Genomic DNA, 20,197 nt, shown 5'->3' on the forward strand with positions numbered 1-20,197 from the left:
GCCGTGTAGCACTTTTTTCGCCCCAAGTTCCAGAACTCCTGTTCGAGCACTGCCGGGCCGCCATCCTACCCCATCAGTCCCGCCCCATTCGGCTGGATCGCCCCCGATTTGGGTTTCAAACCCAGTCAAACCGGCTTCAGAAAAAATCTAACGATCAGATGTCCCGGCCATGGAAAACCCGTGACTGAAAGGAACACCCATGGGAACTATCACAGAACGCCTCAAGGCCAATGGCAAACCGAGCTTAACCGTCCAGATTCGCAAGAAGAAAAACGGAAAGGTCATCCTCAACCTGGTCGAGACATTTACCTCGGAGCAGGCTGCAAGAAGCTGTTTGAAGTGTCATGAAGACGCCTTGAAAAAGCCGGGCGGGCTGGAACGCGCCGTAAAGGCAAAAGACGCGCAAAAGCGTTGCTGGACCTGTCGCGGTTTGTTGCCGCCCCAAGTGCTCGTTTAGGCCACTTTTCCTTCGAAAACGAGGATATCTAGTGAATACGGCAATCATGATGATGGCAATGTACAACGCCCAGGCGATCATCAATTCAGAAACGGTCGCACGCGATTGGTTCAAACTTTCTGTCGGGAAGTTTCATGAGAAAATCCGGTCAGGCGAAATCAGGATTCCGCTCGTGCTCATGGAAGAAGAAAGCCAGAAATGTGCCAAAGGGGTGCATTCGATGGATTTGGCTGAGTATGTCGATACCCGACGAGCGGCGGCCGAAAAAGAACTAAAGCAGAAGGGGTGAGGAAACGAAATGACAACCCTGTTGCTGCTGTTGACCCGCCATGATGGGCAAGAAGACATCTCGTTCCGCGAGATGGCCAACGAGTACTTTGGGCTCGAGCCGGAAGCGCTTGAGCAGAAAATGAAGAACGGGAGGATTCAGTTCGATCTCCCAACCAAGGGTGCCAATGCGATCCGTACTTCTAGGATACCCCATACCCATTTGGCGAAGTACATTCAGGAAAGACGGGCTGCGGCGATCGCCAGAATGATAGAGTATGGGCAAGATTGAGCTTGTTGTGACAAGGTGCGAGAGCGAGAAGAAAGACTTGCTGTTCATGGGAACGGAACAGGCAAAACAAAAACAGCCACATACATGTTACAGACTTGTATCAATTTTCAGGACAGGCCATAATTGCTACAAGGACGTAACTTCTGGGTGACTCGGTCAGAAAATGATACAGACTTGTATCAAGACCTCATGGTTGGAAGAATTGCTACAGAGATGTAACAGCCGAGAGCAATGAATATGGAACTAAGCACCGCAGAGCAAAGGCTTGCCAAGGCATTCGGGGACGGCATTCGAAACCGGAGGAAGAAACTTGGATACACGCAGGAAAAACTGGCATCCATGATTGGATCAAACCGCCGGTTCATCAGCGAACTGGAAAGCGGAAAGGGAACGAGCTACCTCGCCCCCTCGCTGGCAGCTGCCGAGGCTCTGGGCCTGAACCTCTCGACCCTGTTCGAGCAGGCAGCGAGACCATCGAATACGAAACTGCCCCCGCTTTGAGGACCGGACATTGAAGATCTACTTCGAACGGCACCCGGTTGGGGAAATCGTGGAAGACGGGAAGGAACCTCCTGTCTTTCAATATGCACCGGAATGGATCAATCAACACGGGGCCTTCCCGATTTCGACGACCATGCCCATCCGGGAGCACCCTCATGGCTGGGACTTGCTCGGCCCGTGGCTGCTCAACCTCCTTCCGGAAGACAACGACGCCATTCGACAGATCGCCCGGATCCTTGATGTCCCACATACCGATGTTCTTGGGCTGTTGCAGCAGGTCGGCCGGGATACCTCAGGGGCCATTTCGTTTGCCGAGCGCGGCGCGACGGATCTGAAGGTCATTCCGGTAGAAAGTGAAGACGCGCTTGAACGGATCATCAACGACCTTCCCAAAAAACCCTTTCTGGCAGGTGACGATGGCGTGTCGATGTCTCTTGCCGGGGTTCAGACCAAGCTGGCAGTACGTGTCCTGGATAACGGCCAGATCGCAATTCCCGTAGATGGCGCGGCATCCAGCCACATCCTGAAGCCAGACAGCAAGAACCTTTGGGGCAGTGTCCACAACGAGGCCTTTTGCATGACACTTGCCAATCTGGTTGGCATCCCCACTCCCCCCGTGACAACAGGCATCGCCGGATCACGCACGTACCTTCTTGTCGGACGATACGATCGTCTGGACCAGGGTGACGTCCTTCGGCGGCTGCACCAGGAGGACTTCTGTCAGGCTCTTGGCTTACCGCCATCCGCGAAATACCAGCATTCCCAATTCCGCGGCCCCAAGGGAAATTTCGCCATGATGGCGGATCGGTTGCGACAGGTTGCCGGAGCCGGTGAAGTCCTGAAGCTCTGGGACGCGATGGTCCTCAACATTCTGTGCTGCAATACAGATGCGCATATGAAGAACTATTCGATCCTGATTGCCGGTGACGGGATCGAATTGACCCCGATCTATGATGTCATTTGTGCCGCTGTCTGGGACGGCATCACCAGGAACTTCGCACTGGACATCGGAGGGATACGAGACGGCGACTACCTCGAAAGACGCCATTGGGAACGCGAAGCGAAGAAATGTGGCCTGAGGCCTGATGGAGCTGTCCAACGCGTTGAAGCACTTTCCCGGGCTGTCCTGGAGCAGGCGGAACCAGCCCGAAAGATGGTCGAGGCCATGCCCGCGGGCGGCCACGCGCTTCTTGGTCAAATCGAAGAAGCTGTCGCCAGGAGAAGCCGGACCATTCTGAATGGTCTGGACCAATAGCCGTTTGCTGCGCCAACCCCGGTTGCAGGCAATTTGCACGAACCAACGGTGAAAATGAACTGCACTTGCGACTGCTACCGTTGGCTTTGCAATGAGGAGTGCTGCCCCTGCCGGTAGCTTTGAAACGAGCCGAAGGACCTGACGCTTCTTTTCATCCTTACTAGAAAGTTCAACGGCTCAGGAAAACTGGCTTACTATGTTGGGGCCCTGACCGCCAATCCGTGCTGAAAAACACAACCCGAATCTTCACCCGACAAAACCCGGTGCTACAATCAATGCTACAAAGTTCAAAGGCGCCTCGAAACCCCAGTAAAACAAGGGCTTTCAGAAAGCCCCCATCCCATCCATCATGGGTGCAATGCTCGGTATGGCATCGTGTTGAATGTTATCTCTTCCACGTGCAGTCAACTCAACCATCCTCAAGAGTCGAAACCCGCAGCTATCATAGAAAAATCGTCGAAATAAGCCAATTTTTGAGGAGTGGTCAAAAGAAGCTGCTTTGCGGGTTCAGGCGTCGCATCAAATCCGATCGCCGTGCTTTCAACACTGGGAAAATCTAACCACTCTCTGACTTGCCGCAGACAACGCCATTGTGGAATATGTTCAATGGATTAACAGATACTCCCATGATGTTTTCACTGCTGGAAATGCGAGACGCGAGCTTTGTCGGCAGGACCACTTTTGCACTCAACCAAAAATCTATGTCGAGCAGCCGCATCTGACCCAAAAATCAAAATTTGATCAAATTTGGTGACAAATCCGATCCATTGAAGTACATCACGGGGAAACAGAATTGACGGAGCCCCAAATGGACCTGAGCGCCCTGCACAGTTTTCGTGTGACTGCCTGTGACCTGAACGGTCAGATGCGGGGCAAGCGCGTGCCCCCTGAATATGCGAGCAAGCTGGAGAAAGGTGCAGTGCGAATGCCGTTCTCGGCGCTCAATGTCGATCTCTGGGGCGCGGACATCCACGGCAGTCCGCTGGTGTTTGAAACCGGCGATGCCGATGGCGTGCTGCGACCAACCGACCGGGGCCCGGTGCCTGTCCCCTGGCTTCCGAAAGAAACGGCGCTGGTTCCGATGAGCTTGTATGACGATGCAGGCACTCCGTTTGCGGGTGATCCGCGTCACGCTCTGTCTGCCATTCTTGACCGATATGCCAAACGCGGTTGGTCGGTCGTCGCGGCGACCGAACTGGAATTCACACTCATCGATGCCTCGGGCGCGCAACCGCAACCTCCGTTGAACCCGATCACCGGGCGCCGCCTGCTGCACGAATCCGTTCTGTCGGTCGCTGAAATGGACGCGTTCGAGGATTTCTTTACAGACCTTTACGATGGCTGCGCCGCCATGGACATCCCCGCGCAAACCGCCATCTCGGAAAGTGGCGTTGGCCAGTTCGAAATCAACCTGAATCATCAGGATGCCATGCGCTGCGCCGACGATACGTGGCTTTTCAAGGCGTTGACGCGCGGCCTGGCGCGCAAACACGGGTTTGCCGCAACATTCATGTCAAAACCCTATGCCGATGATGCCGGCAATGGGATGCATGTGCACTTCTCAGTGCTGGACCAATGCGGGCGCAATGTGTTCGACAATGGCGGGCCTGAAGGGACCAGCATTCTGCATTCCGCTGTCGCGGGTTGTGTGGCGGCCATGCCAGGCAGCACGTTGATTTTTGCTCCGCATGGCAATTCATACACCCGGCTTGTACCGGGTGCGCATGCGCCGACCGGGGCCTGCTGGGCCTATGAGAACAGAACAGCCGCAATTCGCATCCCGGGCGGAGCACCAGCAGCGCGGCGCATCGAACACCGCGTCGCGGGTGGTGACATCAACCCTTACCTGATGCTGACGGCGGTATTGGGCGCAGCCCTTGTCGGGATCGAAGACGGCCTGCACCCCCCTGCCCCGATCACAGGCAATGCTTACGATATTGAAGACCTGCCCCAACTGATGCCGGACTGGGCAACTGCAATTGACAGGTTTGAAACCGACCCCCTGGTCGCCCGACTTTTCTCGGCTGACCTGATCCAGTACCTGACCATGACCAAGCGACAGGAAGTTGAACGATTTGAGCGCATCACTCCTGAAGATCACTGGCTGAGCTATCTCGAGGCGGTTTGACCCCCCTTGCCGCCTCATTGGGACTCAGCTAGAGTGAATTTGATCAAATTTGGTGACACATGAAAATCGGCATATTACAAACCGGCCACACACCAGATGCGTTGCATGGCGAATTCGGCGACTATGATGAGCTGTTTCCTGCACTTCTCGGTGGCAACGGATTCGAGTTCCAGACCTTCGCCGTGGTCGACGGCATATTCCCAAGCGGTGCGGGTGACGCAGATGGTTGGGTCATTACCGGTTCGCGCCACGGCGCGTACGAAGACCTGCCGTGGATCGCCCCACTGGAAGACTTGGTCAGAGAGATACAGCAAAGCGGAAAGCCACTGATCGGCGTATGCTTTGGGCATCAGATTATCGCGCAGGCACTGGGCGGCAAGGTCGAGAAATTCAAGGGCGGTTGGGCTGTCGGACGCACTGAATACGAGTTTGACGGCAACACTGTCTGGCTGAATGCCTGGCATCAGGATCAGGTCGTCGAGCTACCCGAAGGGGCGCGCGTTCTGGGTCAGAACGCATTTTGCGAAAACGCTATGCTGGCTTATGGAGACACGATCTGGACGGTTCAGGCCCACCCCGAATTCACCAATGGTTTTGTCGCGGGCCTGATGCGCACACGGGGAAAAGGCGTCGTCCCCGAAGACCTGATGCGCGAGGCCGCAAATCGCGAAACCGCTCCGGATGACAACGCCACAATCGCGCGCCATATGGCCGAGTTTTTAAAGAAAGAGAGAGCCTGATGGCTGATTGGACTGATAAACTGCCGGAAGCCGCCAAAGCCTATTTCCACGGACAGCGGCTGGACGAGGTTGAATGTATCATCTCGGACCTTCCCGGAATTGCGCGCGGCAAGGCCGTGCCTGCTACGAAATTTGCCAAGCAATCCTACTTTCACTTGCCCGACAGCATCTTCTTCCAGACCATCACGGGGGACTGGGGTGAAGCCGCGGGTGACGACGGGTTCATCGAAAAGGACATGATCCTGAAGCCCGACTATTCGACGGCTTCAGCCGCGCCCTGGACCGGGGACTGGACGCTGCAGGTGATCCACGACGCCTATGACCGGGATGGTGATCCGATCCCTTATAGCCCCCGTAACGTGTTGAAACGCGTGGTCCAGCTGTATCACAACCGAGGCTGGAAACCGGTTGTTGCGCCAGAGATGGAGTTCTTTCTGGTCGCCCCCAACGTCGATCCCGCACAGGAAATCAAGCCGATGATGGGGCGTTCTGGCCGCCCGGCTGCGGCGCGGCAGGCGTATTCGATGACTGCGGTGGACGAGTTCGGCCCGGTCATCGATGATATCTATGACTTTGCCGAACATCAGGGGTTCGAAATCGATGGCATCACCCAGGAAGGCGGTGCGGGCCAGTTGGAGATCAACCTGCGCCACGGCAACCCGGTCAAACTTGCTGATGAGGTTTTCTACTTCAAACGCCTGATCCGCGAAGCGGCATTGCGGCATAATTGTTTTGCAACCTTCATGGCCAAACCGATCGAGGAAGAGCCGGGTTCGGCCATGCATATCCATCATTCGATTATCGACGTGGAGACCGGCCAGAACATCTTCTCGGGCCCGCAGGGCGGCGAAACGGACGCGTTCTATCACTTCATTGCCGGGTTGCAGAACCATCTGCCCGCCGGTCTGGCCGTGATGGCACCTTATGTGAACTCGTATCGTCGTTACGTGAAAGACCACGCGGCACCGATTAATCTGGAATGGGCTCGCGACAACCGCACTACAGGCATTCGCGTTCCTCTGTCCGGACCTGAATCGCGCCGTGTCGAAAACCGCATCGCCGGTATGGATTGCAACCCGTATCTGGGCATCGCCCTGTCGCTGGCGTGCGGCTATCTGGGTCTGGTTGAACAGGAACGCCCGCGTCGTCAATTCTATGGTGACGCCTATGAAGGCGAAGGGGATATCCCGCAGGTCATGGGCGATGCGTTGGATCTGTTTGACGAAGCCACCGCCCTGCACGAAATCCTTGGCCCCGAGTTTGCCCGTGTCTATGGCATCGTGAAACGGGCCGAGTATGAAGAATTTCTGCAGGTCATCTCTCCGTGGGAACGGGAACATCTGCTGATCAACGTTTGAGACTTTTCGTGAACCTGCTCTATTCCAATGACCGCAAGGGCGAATACCCTGCCAGCTGGTATGCCGCGACGGCAAACCCAACGGAACGCTTTCCTGTTTTGGCCGAAGATATTACGGCGGATGTCTGCGTTGTGGGCGGCGGCTACACAGGCCTGTCCGCAGCATTGCATCTGGCCGAGGCGGGGTTCGATGTCGTTCTGCTTGAAGCCCACCGTGTCGGATTTGGTGCCTCGGGGCGCAATGGTGGCCAGCTGGGCAGCGCGCAGCGGATGGATCAGGAAGACCTCGAGCGCCTTGTTGGCGACCCGGATGCCGCAAAGCTGTGGGACCTGGCCGAAGACGCCAAGGATCTGGTCAAATCACTGATCGCCAAGCATCAGATCGCGTGCGACTTGCAACCCGGTGTCGCGGTTCTGGGTCTGTCAGCTTCGGAACGAAAAGAGCTGCATGACCATGCAGGCCATCTGTCCGACCGGTATCACTATGACCAGATCAAGCTGCTGGATGAAGATGAAGGCCACAAACTGTGCCCCTCACCCGCTTATAAGGGTGGGTATCTGGACATGGGGGCCGCTCATCTGCACCCATTGAACTTTGCGCTGGGGTTGGCACAGGCTGCGGCCAAAGCGGGTGTTCGCATCTTTGAGGGCACCGAAGTCATCGATATTGACGAAACCCAACCTGCCTTGATCCGGGCCGCCAGGGGGAACGTTAGGGCCGACCATGTTGTGCTGGCCTGCAATGGCTATCTTGGCAATCTCAACCGGACCGTCGCGGCCCGTGTCATGCCCATCAACAACTTCATTGCAGCGACCGAACCCCTTGGCAGCGAGGCTGCGCGGGTCCTGACTCAGGATGTCGCGGTCGCGGATACCAAGTTCGTGGTGAACTATTTCCGCCTCAGCGCCGATGGCCGGCTTTTGTTCGGTGGCGGCGAAAGCTATGGCTATCGTTTTCCTGCGGATGTCGCTGCGAAGGTCCGCAAGCCGATGACCGAGATTTTCCCACATCTGCGCGATGTCAAAATCGACTACGCTTGGGGTGGGACGCTGGCCATTACCATGCGGCGGATGCCTTATCTGGTGCGTATCGCACCCAATATTCTGTCTGCTTCCGGCTATTCCGGTCATGGTGTAGGCACCGCGACCCATGCCGGGCAACTGATGGCGCTGGCCATTCAGGGACAGGCAGAAGGGTTCGATACAATGGCCCGCGTGCCAACCTTGCCCTTCCCCGGCGGGTCCGCCCTGCGCAACCCGCTGCTGGTGCTGGCAATGACATGGTTCGCCTTGCGGGACCGGCTTGGGATCTGATCCACGTTACTTGTGACAAATTGGTGAATTTCCGCTGGCGCGGCGATTGAGGGCTTGGATTGCCACCCGAATAGCTTTATCTTTACCAAAGATAGAATTCGGGAAATCCAAATATGACGCTTCCACCAAACGTTCATGACGCCGAACCCATCCCAGAAGCAGCAAAAGAAGCCATCGACGCCCTGATGCAGTCGGGCGACTTGTTTCGTTATACCGCCCCGCAAGATGCCCCGGTGTCTTTGCTAGAGGCCGAGTTTGCCGAACTGCTGGGCACAAAATACGCTCTCGCTGTTTCATCCTGTTCTGCTGCGCTGTTTCTGTCACTCAAGGCACTGGGTTTGCCGCGCGATGCGCGCGTCCTGATCCCCGGCTTCACATTTGCCGCGGTTCCCTCGTCAGTCATTCACGCGGACTGCATCCCGGTTCTGTGCGAAGTGGGTGAGAATTATCGCATCGACATGCCCGATTTCGAGGCCAAGCTCGACAGCGTTCATGCGGTGATAATCAGCCACATGCGCGGCCACACATCTGATATGGACGCGATCATGGCGCTGTGCGACGCGCGTGACATCCCGGTTATCGAAGACGCTGCGCATTCGCTGGGCACGACCTGGCATGGCAAAAATATCGGCACCATCGGCAAGGTCGGCTGTTTCTCGTTTCAGTCCTACAAGATGATCAATGCGGGCGAAGGCGGTATTCTGATCTCAAACGATGCTGATCTGGTGGCCCGTGCCGTCATCATGTCGGGCGCGTACGAACATAACTGGAAGAAACACAAAGGACCGCACGGCGACAACTCGCCCGAGCTGGAAGAGGCCTTCGCTCGCTGGCAGAACAAGTTGCCACTGTATAACCTGCGTTTGAACAACCTGAGCGCCGCTGTGATCCGCCCGCAGATCCCGGAACTGGCCCGTCGTGTTCGCGACGGTCTGGCGAACCACGACTATGTTGCCGGACGCTTGAATACCTCACCCCATATCAACGTGCCCGCACCCTTGCCCCCCGAGCAGCGCGCGCCGGATTCGATTCAGTTCAATCTGGTTGGGTTGCAGGAACACGAGATTCGCGCATTTGCCGCCGCATCCGAGGCACGCGGTGTCAAAGTTCAGGTCTTTGGCCTGAGCCAGGACAATGCGCGCGCCTTCTGGAACTGGCAATTCCTGCCGGAAACGTTCGAGCTTCCGCAAACACGTGACATGCTGATGAAAGCGTGTGACGTCCGACTGCCCGTACGCCTGACGCGCGCAGAGCTGGACGTGATTGCAGATATTTTGCTGGCCGCCGTTGGCGAAGTGACCGGCCCAATGCCGGTCTACGGTACCTGAGACTAGAACTGGCCCACTTAAATGGTGGGCCTTTTCCTCCGGCTCACCCTAATTCAGTTTCGAAAGCTTCTGTTGAAGTTCAGCCAACTGTTTCTTGATATCGTCAAGATCCTCTTTCGGCTCTGACTTTTCACTTTCCTTCTCTGGCGAGGACCATCTGCCAGACAACCCACCCGTCATAGCCTTCAGAAATGCCTGCTGCTGTGCTTGCAACGCTTCAAAACCCGGCATCTGGGACATCGGGTTCATGGCGTTCATGTTTTCCATCATCTTGCTTTGGCTTTCGCGCAGCATATCGAACGAGCTTTGCAGGAATTGCGGCATCATGCCCCCGCCCGGCAGCATGTAGCTGCGCACCAGATCATTCAGAACATTGACCGGCAGCACATTCTCGCCGCGGCTTTCATGTTCAGCAATGATTTGCAGCAGATACTGCCGTGTCAGGTCGTCGCCGGATTTCAGGTCGATGATCTGTACTTCGCGCCCGTCACGGATGAATCCCGCGATATCTTCGAGCGTCACGTAATCGCTGGTCTCGGTGTTATACAGCCGACGGCTGGCATAGCGCTTGATCAGCAGCGGTTTTTCTTGGTCCGACACCGGGTACCCTCCCCAAGGATGATGCGTTGCAGCACAGGTTATGCGAGTGCAGCACAAAAAGAAAGGGCAGGTCAATGGACCTGCCCAACGCGATTGCACCTATAGGGAGGGTCGGGTGCGTTTCGCTGACTTTTCTTACTTCGCAGCAGCAGCTTTTTTAGCGGCTGTGGTCACGTCGTTGGTTGCTTTTTTAACAGCGGCGGATGCTTCTTCCGCAGCTTCTTTACCAGCAGCCATCAGCAGTTCGACGGTTTCGGTCTGAACTTTTTTCGCGATTTCTGCGAAAGCGGCCATGTTCTCGGCTGCAACTTCAGCAGACGCGCTTGCGAAATCGGTTGCTGCTTTTGCGTAGTCGGCAGGCTCTGCCTTGGCTTTCGACATCTCGGTCAGTTTGGCCAGCGTGTCTTTGGTCCATTTGCTCGAGATTTCTGCCGATTTCTCTGCTGCTTCCAGAGCAACGCCCGACAGCTTTTCATTCAGCGAAGCGGTCGATTTGAATGCGCCTTCCATTGCGGTTGTGTCCACGGGGAATGCACCCATCATGTCTTTCATGATCGCGGTAAAGTCTTGGGTCTTAGCCATTGTCATAATCCTTTTAGCCAGTCCGGGCCCACCCCGGGTTTCATCAGCTTGAGGACAATATGATTGCTGCAACGCAGCATTGCAAGTTTTTTCTTGCTGCGCTGCAGAAAAAATTAAGTTTCAGAATGAAATCAGGCGTTTGGTTTTGCCACTACATACGTTCCGGGTGCAGCAGCCAGGCTCGGGTGCTTCGAATCGCCAGGTTCACGGGCCGGTACCTGCTTGCCTGAACGTTTCTTAAGCCAGGCATCCCACATGGGCCACCATGACCCTTCATGAAAATCGGCTTCCTTTAACCAGGTGGCGGCGTCTGGTTTCAAATCCGGGTTGGTGTAATGCCCATACTTTTTCTTGCTGGGCGGGTTCACGATGCCCGCAATATGACCCGACTCGGAAACCACGAAAGTTTTTGATCGCGAGCCCATTTTTTGCACACCGCGATAGCAATCTTTCCACGCCGCGATGTGATCGGTTTCGCATGTGATGGCCATAAGGGGCACATCAACGTCACCAAGCTTTAGCTTATGCCCCAGCAACTCAAAGCCATCGGTGGCGAATTCGTTGCGCTGGCATAGTCCACGCAAGTACTCAACCGCCATTTTCGCCGGCAGGTTGGCTCCGTCACCGTTCCAGTACAGCAAATCAAAGGCCGGGGGCACTTCACCCATCATATAGCTGCGAATGGCCGGGCCATAAATCAGGTCACGTGATCTCAGGAAGGACATTGTGCGCGCCATGATCCACGACCGCAGAACACCTTCCTTTTTCACTTCTTCTTCGATTCCGTCGATAAAATCGTTTTGAAGGAAGGGCGTGAACTCTCCCTGATCGGAAAAATCCGTCAATGCGGTGAACAGAGTCGCCGATTTGACCGACTTGTCTCCTCGTTGTTTCAGCAGTGACAGCGTCAGGCTCAGGGTGGTGCCCGCGATGCAATACCCCACAGCGTTGACCTGTTTGACCTTGCAAATCTTCTTGGCCGTCTCGATTGCAGTCAGGAAACCGTCCTGAATGTAGTCTTCCATGCCTGTTTCGGCATAGCTTTCGTCCGGATTGACCCAGCTTACAACAAACAGGGTATACCCCTGTTCGGTGATCCATTTGATCATGCTGTTCTGGGCTTTCAGGTCCAGAATATAGAACTTGTTGATCCAGGGCGGAAACAGAACAATCGGGGTCTCGTAGACCGTTTCGGTCGCTGGCTTGTACTGAATCAGTTCCATCATCCGGTTGCGAAAAACCACCTCCCCCGGCGTCGTCGCCAGATTACCGCCGACCTCAAAAGCGCTTTCATCTGCCAGTTTGACGACCAATTCTCCATTATTGGCCTCAAGATCTGACACAAGGTTTTCCAACCCCTTGATCAGTGACTGGCCCTCGGTTTCGACCGCTTTTTGCAAGGCATCCGGATTGGTCGCCAGGAAATTTGTCGGCGCCATCATATCGACGATTTGTTGCGAGAAATATTGCAGCCGCCTTTTGTCTTTGGCATCCAGATCATCCACGGACGCAACAGCCTGCGCGATTGCTTGCGCATTGGTCTGGTATTGCTGGCGGATCAGACGGAAATAGGGATTGGTCTCCCAAAGGGGGTTCGAAAATCGCTTGTCTTCTGGCTTGGGTGCTTCGCTTTCCGCGTCAGACGCAGTCAGCGCTTTCTGCGCCTCGGCAAAGTTCAACACTGACTTGCCCCAAAATTCTATCTGTTGTTCCAGCAATTTGGCGGGATTTTGCCAAGCCTCTGCCCAATAGGCACTTGCTGCTCGTGCGAAAAGCTCTTGATTCGGGCCGTCCAGCGCGGGCGTGTGGGGCCGTTTTACAGCCATGACCTCAATCAGGCGCTTCGATAACTTCTCAACCTTTTCCATATTTTCTTTAAGGCGTTCAATGTGTTCTTCGGATACGTCTGGCATGTGGTCTTCACTAGTTGTCATTTTAACAATTCCCCCCTAACCTCGCTGCTATGCAGAATAACGTCGTGGGTGCTGGGGGGCAAAGCGACGAATGGTCCGAACTATCAGGCTGACACTCAGGAGGCCCCATTTATGCGCTATATGATGACCTACGACCTGATGGAAACTGCGCGAAACACCAACCAGTGGCTTGGTGCAACCGCCAGCGCGATGGCGTCTTATCCGATGTTTTCCATGGTGCCGAACCCCGCATTCAACTGGATGGCCGCCTGGGGTGAAGTGACCGAGCGTACGTTCCAGCGGATGGTTGCAAAGCCCGATTGGGGAATTCGCACGTTCACCTGCGAAGATGGCAAGGATCATCTGGTTGAAATCACGACTGTTCTGGAACGCCCTTTTGGTGATCTGGTACATTTCCGCGTCAATGGCCGGAAAGAACAACCCCGCAAAGTGCTGTTGGTTGCCCCGATGTCCGGGCACTATGCAACGTTGCTGCGCTCGACGGTCAAAAGCCTTCTGGTCAATTGCGAAGTCTACATCACCGATTGGCATAATGCGCGTGATATCCCTGTGTCCGCAGGTAAATTCGATGTCGAAGACTACACGCTCTACCTTGTAGATTTTATGAAAGAGCTTGGACCGGACACCCATGTTGTTGCCGTTTGCCAACCTGCGCCTCTGACATTGGCCGCAACGGCATACCTGGCCGAAATCGAACCCAAAGCGCAGCCAAGCACTCTGACGCTGATTGGTGGCCCCGTCGATCCGGACGCAACGCCGACCGATGTGACAGACTTTGGCCGTCGCGTCACCATGGGCCAGTTGGAAGAAACAATGATTCAGCGCGTTGGCTTCAAGTACAAAGGCGTTGGACGTATGGTCTATCCGGGTCTGCTGCAATTGGCCTCGTTCATGTCCATGAATGCAGATCGTCACTCCAAAGCGTTTTCCGACCAGATTCAGCGCGTCATGCGGGACGAGGCCTCAGATCAGGATGCGCATAACCGCTTCTACGACGAATACCTGGCCGTTATGGACATGACGGCCGAGTTCTATCTTTCGACGGTCGAGCGGGTCTTTAAGAATCGAGAGATTGCGAGAAACGAGTTCGTGGTCGCGGGTCACAAGGTGGACATCAGTAAGATTACTGATGTTGCGGTGAAGACTGTCGAAGGTGCAAATGATGACATCTCTGCACCCGGCCAGTGTATTGCCGCGCTGGATTTGTGCACCGGCCTGCCCGACAGCAAAAAGGCAAGCCACGTTGAACCCGGCGCCGGTCACTATGGTATCTTCGCAGGCCGCAGCTGGCGCGACAACATTCGTCCTCTTGTGATTGATTTCATGAACGAAAATGCGCGAAAACCAAACCGTCGCGCGGCCAATTCCAACAAGGTTGCCTAAGCGACATGAGCGGGCCAGCGCAAAATGGCCTTACCTTTTCCTGCCAATGCGGCGCGTTGCAGGGGCGTATTTCACCCCGTGGTGTTCGGCAAGGCACACATGTTGAGTGTTTCTGCCATGATTGCCGGGCCGCTCAACTATATTTCACGCAACCGGACCCGGCACCCGGACCTGTCGAGATTTTTCAGATCGCACCGGATGAAATCGAAATCAGCGCAGGAAGTCAGTATCTTGCGGCGATGCAACTCAGCCCCAAGGGTATGCTGCGTTGGTACGCCAGTTGCTGTAACGCACCTTTGGCAGCAACGCCCAAAACCGCGAAATTCCCGTTTGCTGGCGTTATCGTCGGCCGGGTTGCGGGTGGAGCTTCGGCGCTGGGACCCGTCACGACACGTGGGTTTGTTCCCCAACCGGACGGAAAGCAGAAGCACGAAAAACCTGGCCCCGCCATTCTTGGGCTGTTGCGCAGGGCCGCCGGATCGCGCCTGTCCGGGCGGTGGAAGAACACACCCTTTTTTGACTGGAAAACTGGTAAACCCGTGGTGACGCCAACCGTCATTTCAAAGACCGAACGCGCGACGTTTTACCAGTAATCAAACCGTTGCTGGGCGTCCAACCAGGTTTGCAGCGCCTCATTGACGAGGTCGGGCGTTTCGAGGGTCGGCAAGTGACCAGCCTTTTCAATAACCAGCAGTTCCGCTCCGGGTATGAGCTCTGCCATGAAAGAATGCCGTTTGACCGGTGTCATAGTGTCATGCGCACCGCACAGAACCAACGTGGGAACTTTGATGCGACGCAATGCGGCTTGTTGATCCGGGCGGCGTTGCAGAGCACGCATCTGACGCACGAAGGTTTCAACACCCAAATCCTGTGCCATTGCCAATAAGCCGTTCAGGATGGGAATGCGCTGCGGGCCCGGTGCCAGCGTGTTGGACCCCACAAGTTTCCGCATGACCTCCTCCAACCGGCCACCCTGCGCGCCAATGATCAGGTCTTCGCGACTGGCGGCAATTTGAGGCGTGTCCGCCTGTGCATCAGTGGCCATCAGGCACAGGCGTGACACACGTTCCGGTGCCCGGCGGATCAGCTCTAACGCGACCACACCACCCATGCTTAATCCAGCCAGTGCAAACCGATGTGGAAGCTGGTCCAGCAGACCCGAGGCGATCTCTTCGATACGCTCACCTGCGGAAATCGGCGCAACGGTTACGGGTCGCGTCCGCGAAAACACCTCGATCTGAGGGCGATACAGTCGGGCATCGCACATCAGTCCAGGTAGCAGTACCAGCGGCTCGATCACACGGGGCCTCCATGCGCTCGGTATTCCGAGCCTTTGGGTTTGTAGTCAGGTTGAGAGTTTATCACATTCAAACCAGCGGAACGTCACGGATAGGCGATTGCCCGAAAAGCCGGAAAGTCAGCATAGCGGGACCGTCGTGAAGCTGCACTTTCCTCGGGCTCAGCGCCCGGTTTCAGCAGGCATCCGCGTGGCGCAATGTAGCTGTCAATCCGGCGCTGCGGTTTAGGGCGCCACACCAGATTGAAAGCGCAGAGTTTCGGAAAAAACCAGATCTCGGAGTAATCCAGGTGATCATGCATCCACCATGCCAGATCCCGCCAATCCCTGCCCTGCGCAAACTGATCCGCGAACCAGGGAATTACAACAGACGCCCCGGCAATCCGCGCATCACCGGCCCCACGATCCCAGATGTGGCATTCCAACGGGTGATCATTCCGGGCGCAGTTCAGTTTGTTTTCATTGCCAAACCTGTTTAGCGACGGTGAGCGATAGCCCGAGCGCACGGCGATCCTGCCAAAGGTCTCTTCCAGCGGGTCCAGCAGAGTTTCACAGAACGCACGTCCTGTCTCGATAGCCAGATCCGGGTTGTCTGGAATGTTCTGTTTCTGGTGAAAGTTCCCGATCTCGGAATAGAGGAAATCGCGCATGAAGAAATACCGGGACAGACGAACGCGCCCCAAGGTCTCAAGGCTCCACATACTGCCCGGCTTTCGCATCGTCCCTCGACCCGAGGCCGCCGTCATTCCACCCCCAGCCCTTTTAGCCAATCCAGAATACCGGCCACAGCCGCGTCGGTCTGCCCTGGCGACATCAGGCGACCGGCAATAACATGAGATGACGGATCATCCTCGGGACCCATTGTCACCAGTTTGACGGATGCTGGCGCACCCCACGCTTCGGCAACCTCGTGTGTGCGGTCAGGGCGCACCACCTGATCCTTGTCCGAGAACCAGAACAGCACGGGCACCAGGGCGTTCGAGAAATCCAGCGCATAGACTTTTTCGACCAGAACGGACATCGGCACGACCGATTCCCACGGATAGACCGTAGACCAATATTTGTTCTTTTCCGGGTCTGGCCCCGATACATCGCGTTCGTCCCCCATCAGGACCGGTAACCAATCCCTCGCCCATGGCAAAGTGGGAATCCATGCCGCGGCCGTATTGACCCCGAAATTCGGAGAGACAAAGACCATGCCGACAACATCTTCGCTGAGACTGGCATCCAAAGCGGCGGCGGCTGCAAGCGTCGCACCGGTCGAAGTTGAGATTACGATCACCTTGTCCCCAACAGCACGCGCGGCCGCCAATCCCTCGGCCGTGTCCTGCATCCAGCCCGAGGCAGTGCCTTCCGCCATGGCTGACCCGGTTCGCCCATGACCTTGCAGGCGTGTGTAAACCAGATTGGCCCCCAGCGCGTCTGCCACAAGGTCCGGCACAGGCCGGATTTCCTCGGAACTTGCTGAAAAGCCATGGATGTAAAGAACGGAATACGGGGTGCGCCGTTCGTTAAAGCCATCCTGCCAGATCACTCGTTTTTCGACACCCGGAACGATATCGTCAAACGCGGCTTCGGAGCTTTCGAAATAAACCTGTACGCCCTCACCGAACTTGCGCGGATCAAAGCTTGGGCTCAGGTTCACCTCTTCGCGCGGACCAAACCAGTAGATAAGGCCGCCGATGACAATCAACGCAAGGAACAAGCGCCCCAGAAGCCATCCCAAACGCCGCATCACGCGTCTCCCAACACATCCAGAACCGCCGCCTCGATCAAGCCAAGACATGCATCATCCGAGAACCTGTGATCGGCATCCTTGACCAAAAGAAGCTGCATGTCCGGCCCTGTTGCGTGGTCCAGCAACCGAACGGCCGTTTCAGTCGAAACGGCCGTATCCGCTGTTCCCTGTAGGAAACGAACCTTGAACGGCAGGTTCAACGTGTCGCGCAGTACAAGGCGCTGCCGCCCATCTTCGATCATCCGTTTGGTGACGATATAAGGCTCCATGTAATCGGACGGCAACTCGACATGCCCGACCGTTTCCAGGGCGGCTTTCTGGTTATCGGTGAATGAAGCCCAATAGCCATCTTCCGTGAAATCCGGCGCGGCGGCGATCGTGACCATACCTGCAATCCGGTCCGGCAGGGCCTTGGCCAGCAAAAGCGCCTGCCACCCTCCCATGGACGAGCCGACAACGATCAGCGGCCCCTTGGTCAAGGCATCGACCGCAGCAACAGTGTCCTCATGCCAATCCCCAATGCAGCCATCCGTGAAAGCACTAGAGCTTTCGCCGTGACCGGAATAATCAAACCGCAAAAAGGCCCGCCCCCGCGCCTGCGCCCAAGCTTCCAGATGGACTGCCTTTGTGCCTTCCATATCCGACATGAGCCCACCCAGAAAAACGATGGTCGGCCCTGCCCCTTCGGTCTTGTGATAAGCCAGTCGCCGCCCCTGCGGCGTCTCCAGAAAATTCGTCGCTGCCATGAAACCTTCTTTCCGTTTACTGCATCATGCACGCCCCACCCCCGAGTGCAATTCCGCCCACTTCATCTTTTTTCAAATACTCCGGGGAGCGCGAGGGGCTGGCCCCTCGCCCCTACACTTGACACAGGCATATCCACCTGCCACATCAGCCAGACGCAAATAACCCGCAACCGGGCGTTCAGTGGGCGCCAAACCGACGAGGAGAGCCGACATGGCCCTGGATTCAAAATCCGTCTCTCTCACTTTCCCAGATGGCAACGCACGTTCCTATGACGCAGGGGTTACGCCTGCGCAGGTGGCTGCCGATATTTCAAGTTCGCTGGCCAAAAAGGCCATCTCGGCCACCGTTGACGGCAGGCACTGGGATCTGCAATGGCCGATCGAAGCCGATGCACAGATTGCCATCCACACCATGAAGGATGACGCACAGGCCAATGAGCTGATCCGCCACGATCTGGCCCACATCATGGCCCGCGCCGTGCAGGAGATCTGGCCTGCGACCAAGGTTACCATCGGCCCCGTTATCGAAAACGGCTGGTATTATGACTTCGACCGGGAAGAACCGTTCACGCCCGAAGATCTTGGCCTCATCGAGAAAAAGATGAAAGAGATCATCAACAAGCGCGACCCTGTCACCACCGAGGTTTGGGATCGCGAGCGGGCCATCGAGTTCTACAAGGCCAATAACGAGCCCTATAAGGTTGAGCTGATCGAAGCCATTCCCGGGGAAGAGCCGTTGCGCATGTACTGGCACGGCCACTGGCAGGATTTGTGCCGCGGTCCTCATCTGCAACATACCGGTCAGGTTCCCGGTGATGCGTTCAAGCTGATGTCCATCGCCGGTGCCTATTGGCGCGGCGACAGCAACCGCGCGATGCTGCAGCGCATCTATGGCGTGGCCTTTACAGGCAAAGAGAAACTGAAAGACCACCTGCATATGCTGGAAGAGGCCGCAAAGCGCGACCACCGCAAACTGGGTCGCGAGATGGACCTGTTTCACATGCAGGAAGAAGCCCCCGGTCAGATTTTCTGGCACCCCAATGGCTGGACCATCTACACCCAGTTGCAGGACTACATGCGCCGTCAGCAGCGCAGGGGTGGGTATGTCGAGGTGAACACGCCGCAGGTCGTTGACCGCAAGCTGTGGGAACGTTCAGGCCACTGGGACAAGTATCAGGAAAACATGTTCATCGTCGAAGTCGACGAGGAACATGCCCGCGAAAAGGCCGTCAACGCGCTCAAACCAATGAACTGCCCCTGCCATGTCGAGATTTTCAAGCAAGGTCTGAAATCCTATCGCGACCTGCCTCTACGTATGGCCGAGTTCGGATCGTGCAACCGGTACGAACCCTCTGGCGCATTGCATGGCATCATGCGGGTGCGTGGGTTCACGCAGGACGACGCCCATATCTTTTCAACCGAAGAACAGATCGAGGCGGAGACCGCCGAGTTCATCCGTTTCCTCAGCGTGATCTACAAGGATCTGGGATTCGAGGATTTTTCGGTGAAGTTCTCTGACCGCCCCGAAACCCGCGCCGGATCGGACGAGGTCTGGGACAAGGCCGAGGCGGCGCTTTTGTCCGCCACCCGTGCCGCCGGGATCGAACCGGAACTGAACCCGGGCGAAGGTGCATTCTACGGGCCGAAACTGGAATTCGTGCTAACGGACGCCATCGGGCGTGACTGGCAATGCGGCACCTTCCAGGTCGATTTCGTTCTACCCGAACGGCTGGACGCCACCTATATCGGCGCAGACGGGGCCAAGCACCGTCCCGTCATGTTGCATCGCGCCACGCTGGGATCCTTCGAACGCTTTATCGGTATCCTGATCGAGGAACACGCAGGCAAATTGCCGTTCTGGCTGGCCCCGCGTCAGGTCGTCGTCGCGTCCATCACATCTGACGCGGACGACTATGTCGCCGAAGTGGTCGAAACCCTGCGTTCTGCGGGTGTGCGGGCCGAGGCGGACATCCGCAATGAAAAGATCAACTACAAAGTCCGTGAGCATTCGGTCGGCAAAGTACCTGTCATTCTGGCCGTCGGTCACCGCGAAGTTGACGAACGTACCGTAAGCGTGCGGCGACTGGGTGAAAAACAGACCCAGGTACAACCGCTTGATGCTGTAACAAATGAGCTGGCACGCGCCGCCACCCCGCCAGATCTGCTGTAACAAACAGCGCCATATCCAAAAAAATCCGACCCCTCATATGGGGTCGGATTGTAACATTTCACCCTTTCTTCATCAAAAACAGTGTATTACGCTGCAAGGGGGCAGGCC

General features: G+C 56.3%; 20 protein-coding genes. 13 read left to right on the forward strand and 7 right to left on the reverse strand.

The annotated features are described in order from the left end of the window. Positions 1-199: 199 nt before the first annotated feature. From ACR0BZ_RS08205 to ACR0BZ_RS08250, 10 genes are all read left to right on the forward strand, one after another. Positions 200-457 carry a hypothetical protein gene (locus ACR0BZ_RS08205; protein WP_480919955.1) on the forward strand — a complete coding sequence of 86 codons (258 nt, stop codon included), beginning with the start codon at positions 200-202 and terminating at the stop codon, positions 455-457. A 31-nt stretch (positions 458-488) separates the two neighbouring features. After that, the gene (locus ACR0BZ_RS08210; RefSeq protein WP_480919956.1) at positions 489-746 is read left to right on the forward strand and encodes a pyocin activator PrtN family protein; all 258 of its coding nucleotides are present in this window, start codon (positions 489-491) and stop codon (positions 744-746) included. Positions 747-755: 9 nt separating this feature from the next. Next, complete coding sequence (locus tag ACR0BZ_RS08215; protein WP_480919957.1) at positions 756-1,016, forward strand: pyocin activator PrtN family protein; 261 nt, start codon at positions 756-758, stop codon at positions 1,014-1,016. A 237-nt stretch (positions 1,017-1,253) separates the two neighbouring features. After that, entirely contained in the window at positions 1,254-1,517 is a 264-nt protein-coding gene (locus tag ACR0BZ_RS08220) for a helix-turn-helix domain-containing protein (RefSeq protein ID WP_480919958.1), read from the forward strand. Positions 1,518-1,527: 10 nt separating this feature from the next. Beyond that, positions 1,528-2,772, forward strand: coding sequence for a HipA domain-containing protein (locus ACR0BZ_RS08225; RefSeq protein WP_480919959.1), 1,245 nt, complete (start codon positions 1,528-1,530; stop codon positions 2,770-2,772). Between the two features lie 808 nt (positions 2,773-3,580). Next, a complete protein-coding gene (locus ACR0BZ_RS08230) occupies positions 3,581-4,900 on the forward strand; it encodes a glutamine synthetase family protein (RefSeq protein WP_480919960.1) in 1,320 nt (439 codons plus the stop codon). A 59-nt stretch (positions 4,901-4,959) separates the two neighbouring features. Beyond that, positions 4,960-5,640, forward strand: a complete 681-nt coding sequence (locus ACR0BZ_RS08235) for a type 1 glutamine amidotransferase (protein WP_480919961.1) — start codon at positions 4,960-4,962, stop codon at positions 5,638-5,640. Then, a complete protein-coding gene (locus ACR0BZ_RS08240) occupies positions 5,640-6,998 on the forward strand; it encodes a glutamine synthetase family protein (protein WP_480919962.1) in 1,359 nt (452 codons plus the stop codon). Before ACR0BZ_RS08235 ends, ACR0BZ_RS08240 begins: the two co-directional genes overlap by 1 nt. Before the next feature lie 8 nt (positions 6,999-7,006). After that, entirely contained in the window at positions 7,007-8,311 is a 1,305-nt protein-coding gene (locus ACR0BZ_RS08245) for an NAD(P)/FAD-dependent oxidoreductase (RefSeq protein WP_480919963.1), read from the forward strand. A gap of 113 nt (positions 8,312-8,424) precedes the next feature. After that, on the forward strand, positions 8,425-9,639 hold the full coding sequence (locus ACR0BZ_RS08250; protein WP_480558232.1) for a DegT/DnrJ/EryC1/StrS family aminotransferase: 1,215 nt from the start codon (positions 8,425-8,427) through the stop codon (positions 9,637-9,639). Between the two features lie 48 nt (positions 9,640-9,687). Here the strand turns inward: ACR0BZ_RS08250 and phaR are convergent, their stop codons facing one another. The 3 genes from phaR to ACR0BZ_RS08265 all read right to left on the reverse strand — a co-directional run bounded on the left by phaR (position 9,688) and on the right by ACR0BZ_RS08265 (position 12,755). Continuing rightward, a complete protein-coding gene (phaR, locus tag ACR0BZ_RS08255) occupies positions 9,688-10,239 on the reverse strand; it encodes a polyhydroxyalkanoate synthesis repressor PhaR (RefSeq protein WP_267365377.1) in 552 nt (183 codons plus the stop codon). A 135-nt stretch (positions 10,240-10,374) separates the two neighbouring features. Beyond that, positions 10,375-10,821, reverse strand: a complete 447-nt coding sequence (locus ACR0BZ_RS08260) for a phasin family protein (protein ID WP_209503426.1) — start codon at positions 10,819-10,821, stop codon at positions 10,375-10,377. A 131-nt stretch (positions 10,822-10,952) separates the two neighbouring features. After that, positions 10,953-12,755 (reverse strand): PHA/PHB synthase family protein, encoded by a 1,803-nt coding sequence (locus ACR0BZ_RS08265; RefSeq protein WP_480919964.1) that lies wholly within the window; start codon positions 12,753-12,755, stop codon positions 10,953-10,955. A gap of 111 nt (positions 12,756-12,866) precedes the next feature. Between ACR0BZ_RS08265 and phaZ the strand changes: the two genes are divergently transcribed. Beyond that, positions 12,867-14,138, forward strand: coding sequence for a polyhydroxyalkanoate depolymerase (phaZ, locus tag ACR0BZ_RS08270; RefSeq protein ID WP_480473454.1), 1,272 nt, complete (start codon positions 12,867-12,869; stop codon positions 14,136-14,138). Positions 14,139-14,143: 5 nt separating this feature from the next. Further along, positions 14,144-14,731 (forward strand): DUF6151 family protein, encoded by a 588-nt coding sequence (locus tag ACR0BZ_RS08275; RefSeq protein WP_480919965.1) that lies wholly within the window; start codon positions 14,144-14,146, stop codon positions 14,729-14,731. Here ACR0BZ_RS08275 and ACR0BZ_RS08280 read toward each other — a convergent pair. The 4 genes from ACR0BZ_RS08280 to ACR0BZ_RS08295 form a co-directional block, all read right to left on the reverse strand. Beyond that, the gene (locus tag ACR0BZ_RS08280) at positions 14,722-15,438 is read right to left on the reverse strand and encodes an alpha/beta fold hydrolase (RefSeq protein WP_480919966.1); all 717 of its coding nucleotides are present in this window, start codon (positions 15,436-15,438) and stop codon (positions 14,722-14,724) included. The two genes, ACR0BZ_RS08275 and ACR0BZ_RS08280, sit on opposite strands and share 10 nt — an antisense overlap. An 83-nt stretch (positions 15,439-15,521) precedes the next feature. Beyond that, positions 15,522-16,136, reverse strand: a complete 615-nt coding sequence (locus ACR0BZ_RS08285; RefSeq protein ID WP_480920026.1) for a hypothetical protein — start codon at positions 16,134-16,136, stop codon at positions 15,522-15,524. 41 nt (positions 16,137-16,177) lie between these two features. After that, positions 16,178-17,170, reverse strand: coding sequence for an alpha/beta hydrolase (locus ACR0BZ_RS08290; protein ID WP_480919967.1), 993 nt, complete (start codon positions 17,168-17,170; stop codon positions 16,178-16,180). Beyond that, positions 17,170-17,919, reverse strand: coding sequence for an alpha/beta fold hydrolase (locus ACR0BZ_RS08295; RefSeq protein ID WP_480919968.1), 750 nt, complete (start codon positions 17,917-17,919; stop codon positions 17,170-17,172). The genes ACR0BZ_RS08290 and ACR0BZ_RS08295 overlap by 1 nt, the downstream gene beginning before the upstream one ends. A gap of 211 nt (positions 17,920-18,130) precedes the next feature. Here ACR0BZ_RS08295 and thrS point away from each other — a divergent pair, with 211 nt between their 5' ends. Continuing rightward, complete coding sequence (gene thrS, locus ACR0BZ_RS08300; protein WP_480919969.1) at positions 18,131-20,089, forward strand: threonine--tRNA ligase; 1,959 nt, start codon at positions 18,131-18,133, stop codon at positions 20,087-20,089. The last annotated feature ends 108 nt before the right edge of the window (positions 20,090-20,197 follow it).

It is taken from the genome of Ruegeria sp. P8 (genome assembly GCF_056534665.1).